Source organism: Shimia sp. Alg240-R146 (assembly GCF_947331465.1).
Classification (GTDB): domain Bacteria; phylum Pseudomonadota; class Alphaproteobacteria; order Rhodobacterales; family Rhodobacteraceae; genus Shimia.
Genome location: NZ_CAMZOK010000003.1, coordinates 790,007 through 803,857, shown reverse-complemented (window position 1 = coordinate 803,857; position 13,851 = coordinate 790,007). Strand labels below are relative to the sequence as shown.

Below are 13,851 nucleotides of genomic sequence, written 5' to 3'. Positions count from 1 at the left end.
TTTTGTAAGGAGTGAGCTTATGGGTAACCTGGTGATCAAAAGCCTGATTTGGATGGTCGCAGCGTTTGGGTTTGCAACCGCGTCGCAAGCGGCGACCGAAAAGAGATTGGCGCTGGTGGTGGGCAACGGTGCCTATCAACACGCGTCTCCTTTGGCCAATCCGGTCAATGATGCTCAGGCGATCGCCCAAAAGTTGAGCGACCTCGGGTTTGAGACTTACGTAGGCTATGACCTCGACAAAATGGGCATGGAAGGCCTGTTGCGGAAATTTGCGCGCGCGTCGCGTGAGAGTGACGTGAACCTGTTTTTCTATGCCGGTCACGGTATGAGCGTGGACGGCGTAAACTACCTTGTGCCGATTGATGCGGCTTTTGAGGATGACACTGCGTTGGACTTCGAGGCCGTGCCGGTTGATTTCGTGACACGGCAGATGTCGGTGTCGGACGCGGTCAATCTGGTGTTTCTTGATGCTTGCCGCGACAACCCGTTGTCCAAAACCTTGTCCCGTTCGATGGGGGCAACCCGCTCGGCATCGGTTTCCAACGGCTTGTCTGAGATGAAAATCCACAATCCCGGCAAAGGTATGGCGATTGCCTTTGCTACCAGCCCCGGTGATGTAGCTTTGGATGGGGATGGTCACAACTCGCCGTTTACTTCTGCCTTGCTGAACCATCTCGACGCGGAGAACACCGATATTGCAGAGGTGTTCACGCGGGTCACCGGTGATGTGTATCGCTCTACCAACCAAGCGCAGCGGCCATGGCTGAACGTATCGCTGACCGGGCCTGTGATGCTCAATCCTGTGACTGAACCCGAACCCGCCCAACCCCTGAGCGTGGCCACGGACAGCACCTCGACCACGCCTGCAACCACCAGCACGGCCATGTTGGAAGAGCAGAAAATGTTGTTCGATCTCGCACGTGAAACCGGTGACGTGGAGGACTTCAAAGCCTATCTGGAGACCTTCCCGAACGGGCTCTATGCCAACAATGCCCGCCGCACGATCCGCAAGCTTGAAAGCGAGCAGGGAGCGGGTGTGGTGGCCAGTGCCCGCGCGACCAGCGGCGGGTCCATTCAAGTTATGGGCAACGGTCTGTCGTCGTCCAAAGCGGACGCGATTGACGAAAACGGGCCGCTGATCCTGCCGGTTTCTGCCACTCTACGGGCCAAACCGAGTTCGGAGTATTCCGAAAGCCTGATGGATCTAGACCGCACGACCCGAGGCAACATTCAGGCGCGTCTGAATGCTGCAGGTCAGAATGTGGGCGGTGTGGACGGTCAATGGGGCGGCAAAACCCGACGCGGTATCGCTGGTTGGCAAACGGTCAACGGGCTGCAGCCGACAGGCTATCTCAATCAGTCTCAGTATGAGCTTCTGATGACCCAGACCGAAGGGCTTTACACGCCGTATTCCGCGCCGGTGCGTCGGGCGACATCGACCAACAAGCGCCGGTCAAACCAGAACGGCAATGCGTTGGGCGCGGCCATTTTGGGCGTGGCGATTGGCACCATTCTGTCCAAGTAGGCGGCCCAGCCATAAAATCAAAAGGCGTCGGAGCAATCTCCGGCGCCTTTTTCGTTGCTGAGGGGCAGTTATTGGTTCACGGCACCGTGCGTGTCCCAAGGGCGCTGCGTCGGCTTTTTGCCTTTTTGTGCGGCGCGGATATCCGCATCGTGGTCGCGCAACATCTTGACGATGTTGTCAAAGGCCTGCCGGACGGCACGGGTGGAATACTTTATATTGGTGCAAATAGCATAATAGCTGACTTCGTGGATGGTGTGGTCGAACAGCGGCACAAGCTTTCCGGTCTCCAACTCATGCTGGCACAGAACCGGATCCGCCAGAATGGCACCACGCCCGCGCACGGCGGCATCAATCGTCATGGCGAAGTCATCATAAAAGGTGTTGGCACAACCTGCACTGGATGAGCCGGAGAACTCGACCAGCCATGAGTTCCAACTGTCGCGATCCGCGCCGTGCAACAGCGGCAGGCGGCGCAGGTCAATCGGCCGTTTGGGCCGGTCAAATTTTTCTAGAAGCGAGGGGGCGCACGCGGGAAACCCGTGCACATCCAAAAGGTGTTCACGGGTGACGTTGCGCCATTCATCGTGCTGGGAATGATCGATCACAATGTCGGCTGTGTCGGGAAACGCCGCCCGGTTGATGGCTGTGGTTTTGACGTCCAATGTCACGCCGCTCGTTGCTGCGCGTGCCACGTCGTCCAAAGGCATCATCACTTTGGAAAAGAAGGCGGGATCACAATGCAGGTCCAGGTGCTCGCCAGGCACGCGCCTTTGCAAGAGATCCGTTGTGTCATGCATCAGATTCAAAGCGCGGCTATAGCCGTCAAGCAATTGGCTCCCGGCTGAATTCAGAATGAGCCGCCCTTTGACCCGCGAAAACAGCTCCTGTTCAAACCACTCCTCAAGGTGTTTGAGTTGTTGGCTGACCGCACTGTGCGTCACGTTCAACTCGTCCGCGGCATGACCGAGGTGTTGGTGTCGGGCGACAGCTTCGAACGTGCGAATGGCGTTCAATGGGGGCATGTTTCGGTGCATCAGTCGCGCCTGTGGTGAAAAGGATATTTGGCAAGGACCTCAGGTTACAGGTCAGCCGCGAAGAGTCCAGTTTGCTGGCCCCAACGATACGTCCCTCAGTGGGCGCCGTCAGGGTTCCGCCGGTTTATGTTTTCGGGATCATGCGTCGCACCGAATACTCAATGAACACGAAGGAGCCAAGGATCCCCATCAGGATTGGCGCACTGTCGCCTAGGTCGATCACGCCGAACATAATGTCAGGGAAAACAAAGACGAGGCAGGAAACCAGCAGCACAAACCCTTGCATCAAAGCCACCGCCCAGACGCCGACGGCACCACCCGGGACGCGGAACGGGCGCGGTGTGTCGGCGTGCGTTTCGCGCAGTTTTACGAAGGACGCGATCATGAAGAAATAGGTCACAAACAGCAGGAAACTGGCAAAGGCAAACAGGTTCCAGAAAAGCTCATCCGCGGAATTCGACATCAGGGCATAAACCACGAGGGCAATGGTGCCGACGATGCCTGTCAGCAGATTGGCACCCACCGGGCTTCCGGATGCGTTTCGCTTGCCAAAGATCGCAGGCATTTCCTTGCCGTCGGCACCTTCGGCTGCGGCGCGCGACGAGGCCATAAGCCACGGCACGATGTAGACCACCAGTGCGGTAATGGCGATTAGCGACATGCTGACTGTCAGGGCGCGGCCCATGGGGCTGCTGCCAAACAGGATGGTGAACGTCTGGGTGATGCCGCCAACAAGGCTGAGTTCGCTGGTGGGCAAGGCAACCATCATAGCGCCGATGGCGAGGCTGTAGAGCACTAGAATGGTGCTAAGTGCGATCAACAGACCCAACGGAATGTTGCGACGCGGGTTTTTCAACGCCCCGCCCATACAGGCCACGGTTTCCGCGCCTACAATCAGATAGACCAGTGTGGGGGCATAGCGGAAGCCTTCGTCAAATTGCGGCATCATGGTTTCCAGCGTCAACTCGTTGGCCGCGCCATGTTGGTTGACGTAGGTCAGGCCGCCAATCACCAAAGCCAGAAGAACGATGACTTTGCAGGTGCCGCCGATGAGGTTGACGATATTGCCCCGCGCCGCCGGGGCGTTACAGATCGACACCGTGAACCAGACCATGGCAATGGCGATGCCGGTTTGGACCCAAACAGACGCTCCGGGGAAGAACAGATGGGACAGCATGCCAGCAGCAATCAGATAGACCGCAGGCATCCAGAACGGCACGTTGATCCAGTAGTACCAGCCAACGCGCGCGGCGTGGCGTGCGCCCAACGATTTGTGCGCCCAGTCATAAATTGCACCATCAGAAGGAAATGCCGTGCCAAGTTCGGCGTTCATCAAAAGGTTGGGGATCAGGAAGACGACAATGACGATTGCCCACCAGCCGAACACCGAGGGCCCGACCGCCGCTGTGGCTGCTAGCCCGTCAAACCCGATCATGCCCGAGAACACAAAAAAGATAATGCCCAGAAGGCCAATTTTGGTAGCAGGGACGCTGTTCATGAAAATCCTAGTCTGCAAACCGTTGGTTCATCGAAGTTTATGGGAACCATAGCGGATAAAAGCCACCTAACTGGTTATGCGGACCAATGCAAAAAAAATGCCGGGCGTAAGCCCGGCACGGTGTGTTTATGCCGATCAGACGGCGGGTACCTGCTGTGTAATGCAGTGGACGTTGCCACCACCAAGCAGGATTTCGCGGGCTTGAACCCCGACGATCTCGTGGTCAGGGAAGGCCTCTTGCAAAACCGTGCGGGCCTCAGCGTCCCATTTTTCATCCAACAAAGGCAAAACGATGCGACCGTTGGTGATCAGGAAGTTGGCATAGGAGCCAGCCATCCGCTCACCGGCTTCGCGTTCCATGCCGTCTGACATGTCGATGCCAGCGGCCTCTTCTTCGGTGAAGTAAAGTGGGCCGGGGATGTGCACCTTGTGGACCTTGATGTTGCGGCCTTTCGCGTCGGTTGCATTGTTTAGGAAGGCAAGGGCGCGTTGGCTGATCTCGTACTGAGGATCAGTCTTGTCTTCGGTCCAGCTCAGGATGACTTCGCCAGGGCGGACAACGTGCAACAGATTGTCGATGTGTCCGTTGGTTTCATCGTTAAACAGCCCGTCAGGCAGCCACAGAACCTTTTCAACGCCAAGGTGATCTTTGAGCGATTGCTCGATCTCTTCCTTGGACATGTCGGGGTTGCGCGACGCATGAAGCAGGCATTCTTCATTGGTGTAAAGTGTGCCGTCGCCGTCAGTGTGGATCGAGCCGCCTTCCAGCACGAAGCCAGCTTTGTAGCTGTCGTCGCGGTGGATGTCACAGATCTTGCCGGCAACCTGATTGTCTTTGTCCCAAGGCGCATACAGGCCGTCAACAAAGCCGCCCCACGCGTTAAATTCCCATTGAACACCACGGCGTTCGCCGTCGCCATTCACCACATAAGTTGGGGCGATGTCACGCATCCAGCTGTCGTTTGTGGACATTTCCACAACGCGGATGTTTTCGGGCAGACGCGAGCGCGCGTTGTCATATTGGGTGGCGGATACGGTCATAGTGACCGGTGTGACTTCGGCGATTGCTTTGGCCACTTCGACAAAAGTTGCTTGCGCGGGTTTCGCGCCATTGCGCCAGTTGTCGTTACGTTCGGGCCACGCCATCCAGATTTCATCATGACGGGCATCTTCTGCGGGCATGAAAAAGCCATCGGCAGCGGGCGTGGATGTATGAACTTTGCTCATGTCAAAAATCCTAAAGGGCTGGGGAGGAGATAGGGTTGGCGACGTGCGTCGCCAACCCAAGAGTTCGATTATTCAGCAGGAACAGCTTCTTGGTGTTCCTTGTTGGCTTTCCAGATCAGGACTTCGCCACCAATCACTGCCAGCAAGAGGCCGGTACCAACGGTGTAGAAGTATTCCATGTCCATGCCGGCGCCAGGTGCCCAGAAGAAGAACACGAGACCAACAAGCAGAACGAGGGTTGGCACGACCGAGCAGTAGAGGGCCATTGGAGTGCCGCCTGGGATGGTGTAGCCGCGTTTGGTAGTGGTGTCTGTCAGGCGCAATTTCAGGAAGGCTGGGAACATCATTACGTAAGATGCCAGCAGACCGATTGCTCCAAGCGAGAACACATTCCAGAACAGATCTTCGTTGCCGGTGACGTTCACCATGACGAGGTAGGCACCCATGGTTGCTGTACCCATCCAGGCGTTGGCCCACGAAGCGGTGGTTGGCATGCCTGTTTTCGCGGAAACTTTCGCGAACATTTTTGGCATCAGACCTTGCTCAGCGGAATAGACAACTGTCTGGTTCACACCCATCGCCCAAGTCACAACGTTGGAAACCAGAGTGTAGAGCACCATGACGCCGACAACATTCACCAGAACTCGAGCCATAGCAGAGTCACCGAAGACCAATACGAAGGCGTCTACAACACCGGAGCTTTCGGAAATTTCGGCCAGTGGGATGACTGCAAGGATACCAAGCGACGCCAACAGATAGAAGAACGTGATCAGGATGCCGCCGAGAATGGTGGCTTTGGGGATGTCACGATCGGGATCTTTGAAGGTTGAGGCCGCGCCGGCGATGATTTCAAAGCCCATGACGTTGAAAATGATGATCGGCAGATAGGTTGCGCCGTCACCGAACGAAGGCAATGTGTCCGCAAGAGTGAAGGGGTTGGCGAAGCCATTGGTGAAACCAACATAGAGACCACCGAAGCCGAGAACCAGCATGATCACCGATTTGAAGATGGCACCAATCGATGCGATCCATGTCAGGCGCTCTACATCGAATGTTGCGATGTAAGACGTTAGCCAAGTCATTGCGACTGCGAACACCGCAATGGCGACTGGGCCCAGTTCGAGGCCAATAAGTTGCGCGGCGATGACGGCGAACATGTAATAAACCGCTGGAACCCAGAGGCTGTAGTTCACCCAGTAAAGCCAGGATGTGCGGGCTGCTGCGCCCCGGCCAAAGGCACGGTTCACCCAGTCCACGATTGCGCCTTCATCTTTGTAGGTCGTGCCGAGTTCGGCGGTCACCAAACCGTAGGGCAGGAAGAAGATGAAGAAGAACAGAACCCACCAGCCAATGGCGGAGGGGCCGATGATAGCAGACGCAGCCACCGTATCGATCACAAGGATCGAACTTACGGCGACCAGCAGAATGCCCATCATGCTTACAGATTTTTTTTCTGACATGGTCATTTCCAATTCATAATTGCCAAAATTCAGGAATGGCGACCAGAAAAATCAAAGCCGGTTCCTGTTTCTTGAGGAGGCGGGCGGGCGCGAACAAGCACCCAAAGGACGGGCCGCTTAACGGCCCGTAAAGTATCAGACCAACTCGGTTTCCTTACACCGGCTGGTCACCGTTGTGCCGGCCGTGCCTTCCAACATCGCCACCGCGTCGTCGAGGTTACCGATGCAGGATACACCGCCAGTTGCGCGTGCGAATTCGACAGCGGCCTCGACTTTTGGACCCATGGATCCGTCGGGGAAGTCAAATGCGCCAAAGGCGTTGGGCGATACCGTGCGGATAGATTTTTGATCGTCGGTTCCCCAGTTAAGGTAAACCGAATCCACATCGGTGAGGATCATCAGGGCGTCGGCGTTGACTTCGCGTGCCAAAAGCGCGGCTGCGCGGTCTTTGTCGATCACAGCTTCGACGCCATGCAGGCTGCCGTCTTCGCCGTATGCGGTTGGGATGCCGCCACCACCTGCGCAGATCACGACAGTGTCGTTTTCGATCAGCAGCTTGATGACTTCGACTTCAAAGATGCGCTGCGGCAGGGGCGAGGCCACCACGCGGCGGAAGTATTCGCCGTCAGCTTTGAAGATGTAGCCTTTTTCTTCGGCCAGACGCACGGAAGTTTCTTTGTCGTAAACCGGGCCAATGAACTTGGTTGGGTTGTCGAACGCCGGGTCGCGTGGGTCAACTTCGATCTGGGTCAACACGGTTGCAAACTTCTGCTCAACCGGCAGAAGGTTACCGACTTGCTGTTCCAGCATGTAGCCGATTTGGCCAACAGATTCCGCACCAAGAACGTCGAGCGGATAAGGGTCGACGCCTTCGTATGCAGATGCCTGAAGCGCCAGCAGACCCACTTGGGGGCCGTTGCCGTGTGCGATGACGACTTCGTTGTGTTCAGCGAGCTTTGCCAGTGACTTGGCGGCCTTGCGGATGTTGATCATCTGGTTCTCGGCCGTCATGTCCTGACCGCGTTCGAGAAGGGCGTTGCCGCCCAGTGCTACCACAATTCTCATTTTGCGTTCCTTTCAGGAGCGATGAGGGAATGAAATGGGGAGTTCCCGTGACGCAAGGAGGGACGCGCCACGGGACGGAGACAGGATCAGATGCTTGCGAGGAAGCCGGAGATCTTGTCTTCGTGTTTTTTGACGAGCTCGGCGGAGGGTTTGCCGAAGTCTTTGTGGGTGAAGTACACCAACAGAGCCATCTGCGCGGTCAGGCGGTTTTCAGCTTCGTCCATGATGACGGAGCGATCGCCGTCCATGACTTCGCGGGTGGTTTCGCGTTTGTCGTTGGCGGGCAGACAGTGCATGAACATGGCTTGTGGACCAGCCAGATCCATCAGGCGCTGGTCAACAATGTACTCGGGCATGAAGGTTGCCAGACGCTCTTCTTTTTCAGCTTCCTGACCGAACCAGTAGAAGCTGTCTGCGACCAGAATGTCGAAGCCTTTCACTGCGTTGATGTCGTCGGTCATCACGAATGTGCCGCCGTTTTCTGCGCAGTTTTCTTCGATCATGCCGACCACTTGCTCGTTCATGTGGTATTTTTTCGGACCTACGTGGGCGTATTCGATGCCGAATTTGGTGCAGATCATCGCCAGTTCGTTGGACACGTTGGTCGCGTCCCCAATGAAGGCCACTTTCAGATCATCGATTTTTTTTCCTTCGGGCAGGTGCTCGATCATCGTAAAGATGTCGGCCATCATCTGGGTTGGGTGCAGCCAGTCGCACAGACCGTTAATGACCGGAACAGACGCGCCGACTGCCAGCCCGGACACGGTGGAGTGCACGTCAACACGCGCCATGATCACGTCAACCATGCGCGACAGAACCTTGCCGGTGTCTTCCAGCGATTCTTTGGACCCCAGGTGGATGTCGTTGGGGGACAGGAATTGCGCGTGGCCGCCGAGGATTGTGGCAGCAGCTTCAAACGAAACACGTGTGCGTGTCGAAGGCTGCTCAAAAATCATGCCAACGGTTTTGCCGGCGAACAGCTGAGGCACCGCGTTGTCGCGACGCGCGTCTTTCAGCATCTTCATCAGGTCGAGGATTTCCTGCAACTCGGCGCGGGAGAAATCTTGCGTTTTCAGGAAGTGGCGCAAGTTTGGTTTTTCGAGGTTCGTTGCGGAGGAGGAGGGGAGTTTCATGTCGATCTGTTCCATTCTCTAGGTTGGGTCACGACGGCACATGTGTCCGTCACCGTTAAGGAGTATGGCCGCGGCGCAATGGCCGGGTCGGTCTGTCCTTCGAGAGGCAACTTAAGTGCGCAGCGGTCTGTCCGAAATTTCGAAAATCTGACTGATCTGTAAGTTTTTCTTAATTGCCAAAAGAAAAGTCACATTTTGTGTGAGGGCTGATTCAGATCATTAATTTAAATTGTTTTTTTACAGAGACTTAAGTCAAGCTATGCGAGCGTGGTCCGTCAGCGATGAAACGACTTTTACGGCTTAGAGCGGTCCCCGTCCGGCAACATCCAAGCTTTGGCAAGTTTTGCTGACAGGAAAACTGACGGCGCTGAAGCGGGCACGGCTGTTTACTTGCTGAAAGGAGATGTGACGAAAAGATGAACGGCGCGTGATGGTTGTCAGTAAGACACCGGACCGTCGGCTTTGTTGAGCATCACTCCGAGGATCGGTTTCACCTCGGACAGAATCTGTTCGACCTTGGTGACTTCTTCGGCAGACGTCACACCGCCGCCAGCCACGACCAAGACCGCATCGACGTAGGGCAAAAAGGCCAGAACGTCGTCATATTCCAACGCTGGTGGCATATCGAACAGCACGAGGTCCGGCTCCAACAAATCGCCCAATTCGTCCAGCACATCACCGGTCATCGTCGCCTGAAACATCTCGGCGGAGTTGTCGGCAGGGCCCGCGCTCAGGCCAAAAGCCAAGTTGCGTTGCGTAGCGATCAGGAAATCCTCGGGCGCGATTTCACCGGACAAATAGTCGGTCATGTCGTCCGTGGCTTCGATGTTAAGCATCGCGCCAAGACTAGGTGCGCGCAGATCGAGATCCATCACCACGGTACGGGTATTTTCCAGCCGCGCGGCGGCATAGGCGAGGTTGAGCGTCACAAAGCTGCTGCCACAGCCTCGCGTCGGCGCGGTCACCGCAACGCGGGTCCATCCGTTGTCAGACAAGGCCTGCAGCAGACGGGTGCGCAGCATGTCAAACGCGGCGTGGGCCGGATGATCGCGGGTTGCGCTGATCACCTTGGCGTCGGCAAGCTGTGCCTCATCCGGCACGGCCACAGCCAGGCTGTCCCAGAACACGTCGGGATCATGCACCGCCGGAAGGTTGTCCTCCGGCGCCGGTGAGAGATCTTCGAGATCCTGTGTCTGCTCGTCGTTCATGACGTTTTATCCATCTGCCTGAGCCGTAGGCTATCAGGTCAATGCGGACAAAACAAAGGCGCCATTGCGGAGATTGGGCGACTGATCCTGCCCTGATCAGGCGCTTTTTTGTATCCCTTGAGGCTGCCAGAACGCGAATTCAAGGCGACCTGCGCGCACCGCCGCGCGCACTTCAGCGCCAGACAAAACCGGACGGGCGGGCTCCATCACGGGCATAACGGACTTCTGTCCGGGTGTTTTCGGCATGGAGACCAGACGCTCTGTCAGTTTGCCCGCGCGCAGGGTTTCGCAAGGAATGCCATCAGCACAGACCACGTGGTGGTGCTCCAACATGATGTGCACATAGGTGACTGGTGCGTTTGCGCGCGCGCGCGTTGCCATGCCGTGTTTTTCAAGATGCGCCGCACGCACCAGAACTTCGCGGTGACCGTCGATCATCATCACGCAATGCTGGCGGGACAGGGCCAGTTTTCGCGGGCCGGTCACGGTGGGGACGTCAAGTTCAATCGGGCGCATTTTCTGATTGTGGCGCAGAGTGAGTCGGTCAACGGTTGAGGTTGTGATCCAGACCACAGCTTGCGCACCGCCGTCCAAAGTGGTGACCAGATCGCCGACTTTCAGCGTTTCGACGGCCACTTCGCCGCTTGGCGTCAAAACAGGCGTGCCGGCAAGGAAACATGGGATGGCGTCATTAAATGTTTCCACCGTGTCATAGATAGCGACACGGGAAATTTCACCCTCAAAAAAGCCGTTGATCTTGTCAGAAGTGCCTTCTGTCGAGCTTGCGAGGCTCGCTCCGACGGTCATGCCGTTGGTGCCGCCTGCCATGCTGTGCTCATAGGGTGCGGCAATCTTGACCTGCCCGTCGACGGTCAGGGTGCTGCCGTCTGGTCCAAAGCTGTAGGTCATTTGCACCGGCTCGCCGGGGACCACAGAGCCGCCAGAATAGTAATAGTCGGTTCCGTTGGTTTGGTGGCGGATACAGATTTCTCCGTTGGCCTTGATGTAGATCGACAGGTGATCGCCATTGGTCGAGCCATAGCCGTTGGCGTCGGACGAGAACAATGTGTGCGCGCCGGTCCATGGTGCATTGCCTGGGGAGGGCTCAGATTGGGTGAACTCGATCGCAATGGTACCTTGATTGAGGTCGAACATCGGATCGGGATCGACAATGCCGTAATCGCCGTCGCCATCGAAATGGCCCACACCGTTGCCATCGGAATATGCGTCCCCGACAAGCGTTCCGCTGTTGTCGACGTTGCCGTCGGAATCCGTCAATTCAGATTTGGATTCATCGTCAAAAGTAAACAGTGCGACCTGTGCCATCTTTTAAGTACGCCTCGAGCTTAGTAAGTCCATCCCTGAAAAGCGGCGTAACTTTTGGCTGGTTAATGATGCCTTAATCGCGAGAGCCGCAATGTTGAAAATTGCAGGTAAAAACCAGCTCTATGGGTGGGATTTAGGATGCGCCGATGGCACAGGGCACCGGGCGAGGCCGAAGGGAAAGGGGCACGTGCAACATGTTGCGCAGGAGGGCGACATGCGACGCCCAAGCAGCGCCGGACTTGGGTGGAACAGGCGTGCGGTGTCAGAAGCCGAGCAGGTCGGCCTCATCCACGGCTTTTGTCAAAAACGCATCGCGGCGCGGCTCTGGTTGCCAGCCAAGCAGGCGCTTGGGGCGGTCATTGTCAAACGGCGAGAAATGCGCGCGACTTTGCCAATCCGCCAGAGAGGGGTTCGTCAAACCGCCACGGCGCAGCACATGCTTTTTAAGCAAATGTTTGACTGTGGCCGAGGCGTAAAACACTGGCAGGTGCCCCGAGCGCACCTTGATACGCGCGCCAAGACGGGCGGCGATTGCGTCAAAATAGTCGCGCGCGGACAGCATCGGTTCGCCCACAAGGTTGAAGCTTTCGCCAATCGCGGCGTCTTCTTCCGCCATGAGGATCAGCGCGTCGGCGACATCGTCATTCAGCACAAACGGCAGGATATGTTTGCCATTGCCCCAGATCCGCACCGCACCGGCGCCGTGCCAGCGGCCAATGCCCCAATGTTGCAACGGGCCACCTTTGCCCACCACAATGCCGGGACGCGCGATCACCAGCGGCAGATCGTGTTTGCGGTGCAATTCCAGCAACCGCGCCTCGCACTCCGCCTTCGAGCGGGCATAGATGTTGCGGGTTTCCATATCGCCAAAGTCGCTGGCCTCGGTGATGGTGACCTCGGGATCGGACATGTCATAGCTGGCGATGGTGCCGGTGTAGACAAAGCGTGTGACGCCAGCAGCATTGGCGGCGCGGGCGATGGTTTCGGTGACCTCGACATCGTTCTTCAGGGCCGCCTCCCACGTGGCGTCCATGGATTTTCCAAGGTGATAAGCGATTTCGATCCCGTCAAATGCAGCAGCGAGCTGCTCAGGATCGGTGAGCGACGCACCAAAGAGTTCAACATGATCCGCTATGTCGTCAAACGGGCCGGATTGACCACGCGACAACACCCGCACATCGCGCCCCTTTGCGACCCAAGCCCGCGTCAGGGCGCGCCCGATAAAGCCGGTGCCGCCGATGATCAAAACCGTGGGTTTGGGCTTGGCGCGGGTGGCGGGTTTGGGTTTTTTCTCGGGCTTGGGCAACAACGCATTTGCGGCGTCTATGGCCGTCATGACCTTGACGGCACTGGCCCCGTCAAAGCGCGTATCCAGCGGTCGACCGGATCGAATGGCGGCGTAAAACGCGCTGGACAGCCCTGCAAAGCTCAGCCCGTACGGGGATTTTCGGTTGAGCGAGGCAAGCTGACGGGCGCCGTTCACCATGCCTTCGCGCAGATGCTGGCCGGCAAGGCCCATCTGGCGCAGAAACGGGTTGGCGACAATGTCGGCGGCGTTGTCGCCGTCCACCACCAGCACGTCATGCGCATAGTCATAGCGTGCTCTTGCGGTGGAGCCGTGCAAAGTCACCGAGCGGTCGTCCATGGTTTCCACCAGCGACAAGTTGATTGTCACGCTGACGTCGCGGGCGCTGGCGAGAATGCGAAACCCTTGCGGACGGTCAGTGTCACCGGGAATTGCGACGGGCTTGGACAGCGCAACATGATGCACGTCCAAATCACCAAACAGATCCACCGCAAAGGCAAACAGGTGCGGCCCGAGTTCCAGCAAAAGGTTTTTGGGCTCCTGCAGCAACCAAAGCCCAAACGGGCCAGACCGAAGGGGCGCGAGAGGGAAGTGCCAGTTGATCTCCGTCGCAGCAACACGGCCTATCGCACCGGATTCAAGCCGGTTTTTCAGCCGCTGATAGCCGGGCGTGCCCATAAAGTTGTGACCGGCGGCAAATATGCGGCCGGTTTCCTCAGCGATATCGGCGATTTCGCGGGTTTCCTGACCCGACAGCGCAACAGGTTTTTCCACCACCACATGCACCCCGCCCCGCAAACAGGCCTCCGCCAATGCGCGGTGGGTTTGCGGCGGGGTCACGATGTGAACCGCATCAGCAACACCTGCGGCCAACATGGCGTCCAGATCGGAATACGCGGTGATGCCATAAGTTTGCGCCAGCGCTTCGGCGGCGGCCTCAGAGCGGTCACAGACAGCGACCAATTCGACCCCAGGCGTGGCCTTGATCGCGCCAGCATGCCAGTCAGCGATATAGCCAGCACCCAACAGGGCAGCGCGGATCGGACGGTTGGGATCAGAAGCGGTCATG

10 protein-coding genes are annotated in these 13,851 nt (G+C 57.3%); 1 reads left to right on the top strand and 9 read right to left on the bottom strand.

Annotated features, from left to right (window positions below):
* Positions 1-19 precede the first annotated feature (19 nt).
* Positions 20-1,525: a caspase family protein gene (locus PG871_RS19520; protein ID WP_270732651.1), complete on the top strand. Its 1,506-nt coding sequence runs from the start codon at positions 20-22 to the stop codon at positions 1,523-1,525.
* Positions 1,526-1,593: 68 nt separating this feature from the next.
* On the opposite strand, the gene PG871_RS19515 is transcribed toward PG871_RS19520, so the two are convergent.
* From PG871_RS19515 to PG871_RS19475, 9 genes are all read right to left on the bottom strand, one after another.
* Positions 1,594-2,547, bottom strand: coding sequence for a LysR family transcriptional regulator (locus PG871_RS19515; RefSeq protein ID WP_270732648.1), 954 nt, complete (start codon positions 2,545-2,547; stop codon positions 1,594-1,596).
* A 136-nt stretch (positions 2,548-2,683) separates the two neighbouring features.
* Positions 2,684-4,057 carry an APC family permease gene (locus tag PG871_RS19510; protein WP_270732645.1) on the bottom strand — a complete coding sequence of 458 codons (1,374 nt, stop codon included), beginning with the start codon at positions 4,055-4,057 and terminating at the stop codon, positions 2,684-2,686.
* Between the two features lie 135 nt (positions 4,058-4,192).
* The gene (gene aguA, locus PG871_RS19505) at positions 4,193-5,284 is read right to left on the bottom strand and encodes an agmatine deiminase (protein WP_270732642.1); all 1,092 of its coding nucleotides are present in this window, start codon (positions 5,282-5,284) and stop codon (positions 4,193-4,195) included.
* Between the two features lie 68 nt (positions 5,285-5,352).
* A complete protein-coding gene (locus PG871_RS19500) occupies positions 5,353-6,744 on the bottom strand; it encodes an APC family permease (protein WP_270732639.1) in 1,392 nt (463 codons plus the stop codon).
* Positions 6,745-6,879: 135 nt separating this feature from the next.
* Positions 6,880-7,809 (bottom strand): carbamate kinase, encoded by a 930-nt coding sequence (arcC, locus tag PG871_RS19495; protein WP_270732636.1) that lies wholly within the window; start codon positions 7,807-7,809, stop codon positions 6,880-6,882.
* A gap of 86 nt (positions 7,810-7,895) precedes the next feature.
* A complete protein-coding gene (gene argF / locus PG871_RS19490) occupies positions 7,896-8,957 on the bottom strand; it encodes an ornithine carbamoyltransferase (protein ID WP_270732633.1) in 1,062 nt (353 codons plus the stop codon).
* A 422-nt stretch (positions 8,958-9,379) separates the two neighbouring features.
* Positions 9,380-10,150: a CpsD/CapB family tyrosine-protein kinase gene (locus tag PG871_RS19485; RefSeq protein WP_270732631.1), complete on the bottom strand. Its 771-nt coding sequence runs from the start codon at positions 10,148-10,150 to the stop codon at positions 9,380-9,382.
* A 96-nt stretch (positions 10,151-10,246) separates the two neighbouring features.
* Positions 10,247-11,476, bottom strand: coding sequence for a Hint domain-containing protein (locus PG871_RS19480; RefSeq protein WP_270732628.1), 1,230 nt, complete (start codon positions 11,474-11,476; stop codon positions 10,247-10,249).
* A gap of 262 nt (positions 11,477-11,738) precedes the next feature.
* Positions 11,739-13,850: an NAD-dependent epimerase/dehydratase family protein gene (locus tag PG871_RS19475; protein WP_270732626.1), complete on the bottom strand. Its 2,112-nt coding sequence runs from the start codon at positions 13,848-13,850 to the stop codon at positions 11,739-11,741.
* Between the last annotated feature and the right edge of the window lies 1 nt (position 13,851).

Excerpts from the sequence above, each read along its gene's own strand:
- PG871_RS19520 (WP_270732651.1), top strand. The coding sequence starts at position 20 with ATGGGTAACCTGGTGATCAAAAGCCTGATTTGGATGGTCGCAGCGTTT.
- PG871_RS19515 (WP_270732648.1), bottom strand. The coding sequence starts at position 2,547 with ATGCCCCCATTGAACGCCATTCGCACGTTCGAAGCTGTCGCCCGACAC.
- PG871_RS19510 (WP_270732645.1), bottom strand. The coding sequence starts at position 4,057 with ATGAACAGCGTCCCTGCTACCAAAATTGGCCTTCTGGGCATTATCTTT.
- aguA (WP_270732642.1), bottom strand. The coding sequence starts at position 5,284 with ATGAGCAAAGTTCATACATCCACGCCCGCTGCCGATGGCTTTTTCATG.
- PG871_RS19500 (WP_270732639.1), bottom strand. The coding sequence starts at position 6,744 with ATGTCAGAAAAAAAATCTGTAAGCATGATGGGCATTCTGCTGGTCGCC.
- arcC (WP_270732636.1), bottom strand. The coding sequence starts at position 7,809 with ATGAGAATTGTGGTAGCACTGGGCGGCAACGCCCTTCTCGAACGCGGT.
- argF (WP_270732633.1), bottom strand. The coding sequence starts at position 8,957 with ATGGAACAGATCGACATGAAACTCCCCTCCTCCTCCGCAACGAACCTC.
- PG871_RS19485 (WP_270732631.1), bottom strand. The coding sequence starts at position 10,150 with ATGAACGACGAGCAGACACAGGATCTCGAAGATCTCTCACCGGCGCCG.
- PG871_RS19480 (WP_270732628.1), bottom strand. The coding sequence starts at position 11,476 with ATGGCACAGGTCGCACTGTTTACTTTTGACGATGAATCCAAATCTGAA.
- PG871_RS19475 (WP_270732626.1), bottom strand. The coding sequence starts at position 13,850 with ATGACCGCTTCTGATCCCAACCGTCCGATCCGCGCTGCCCTGTTGGGT.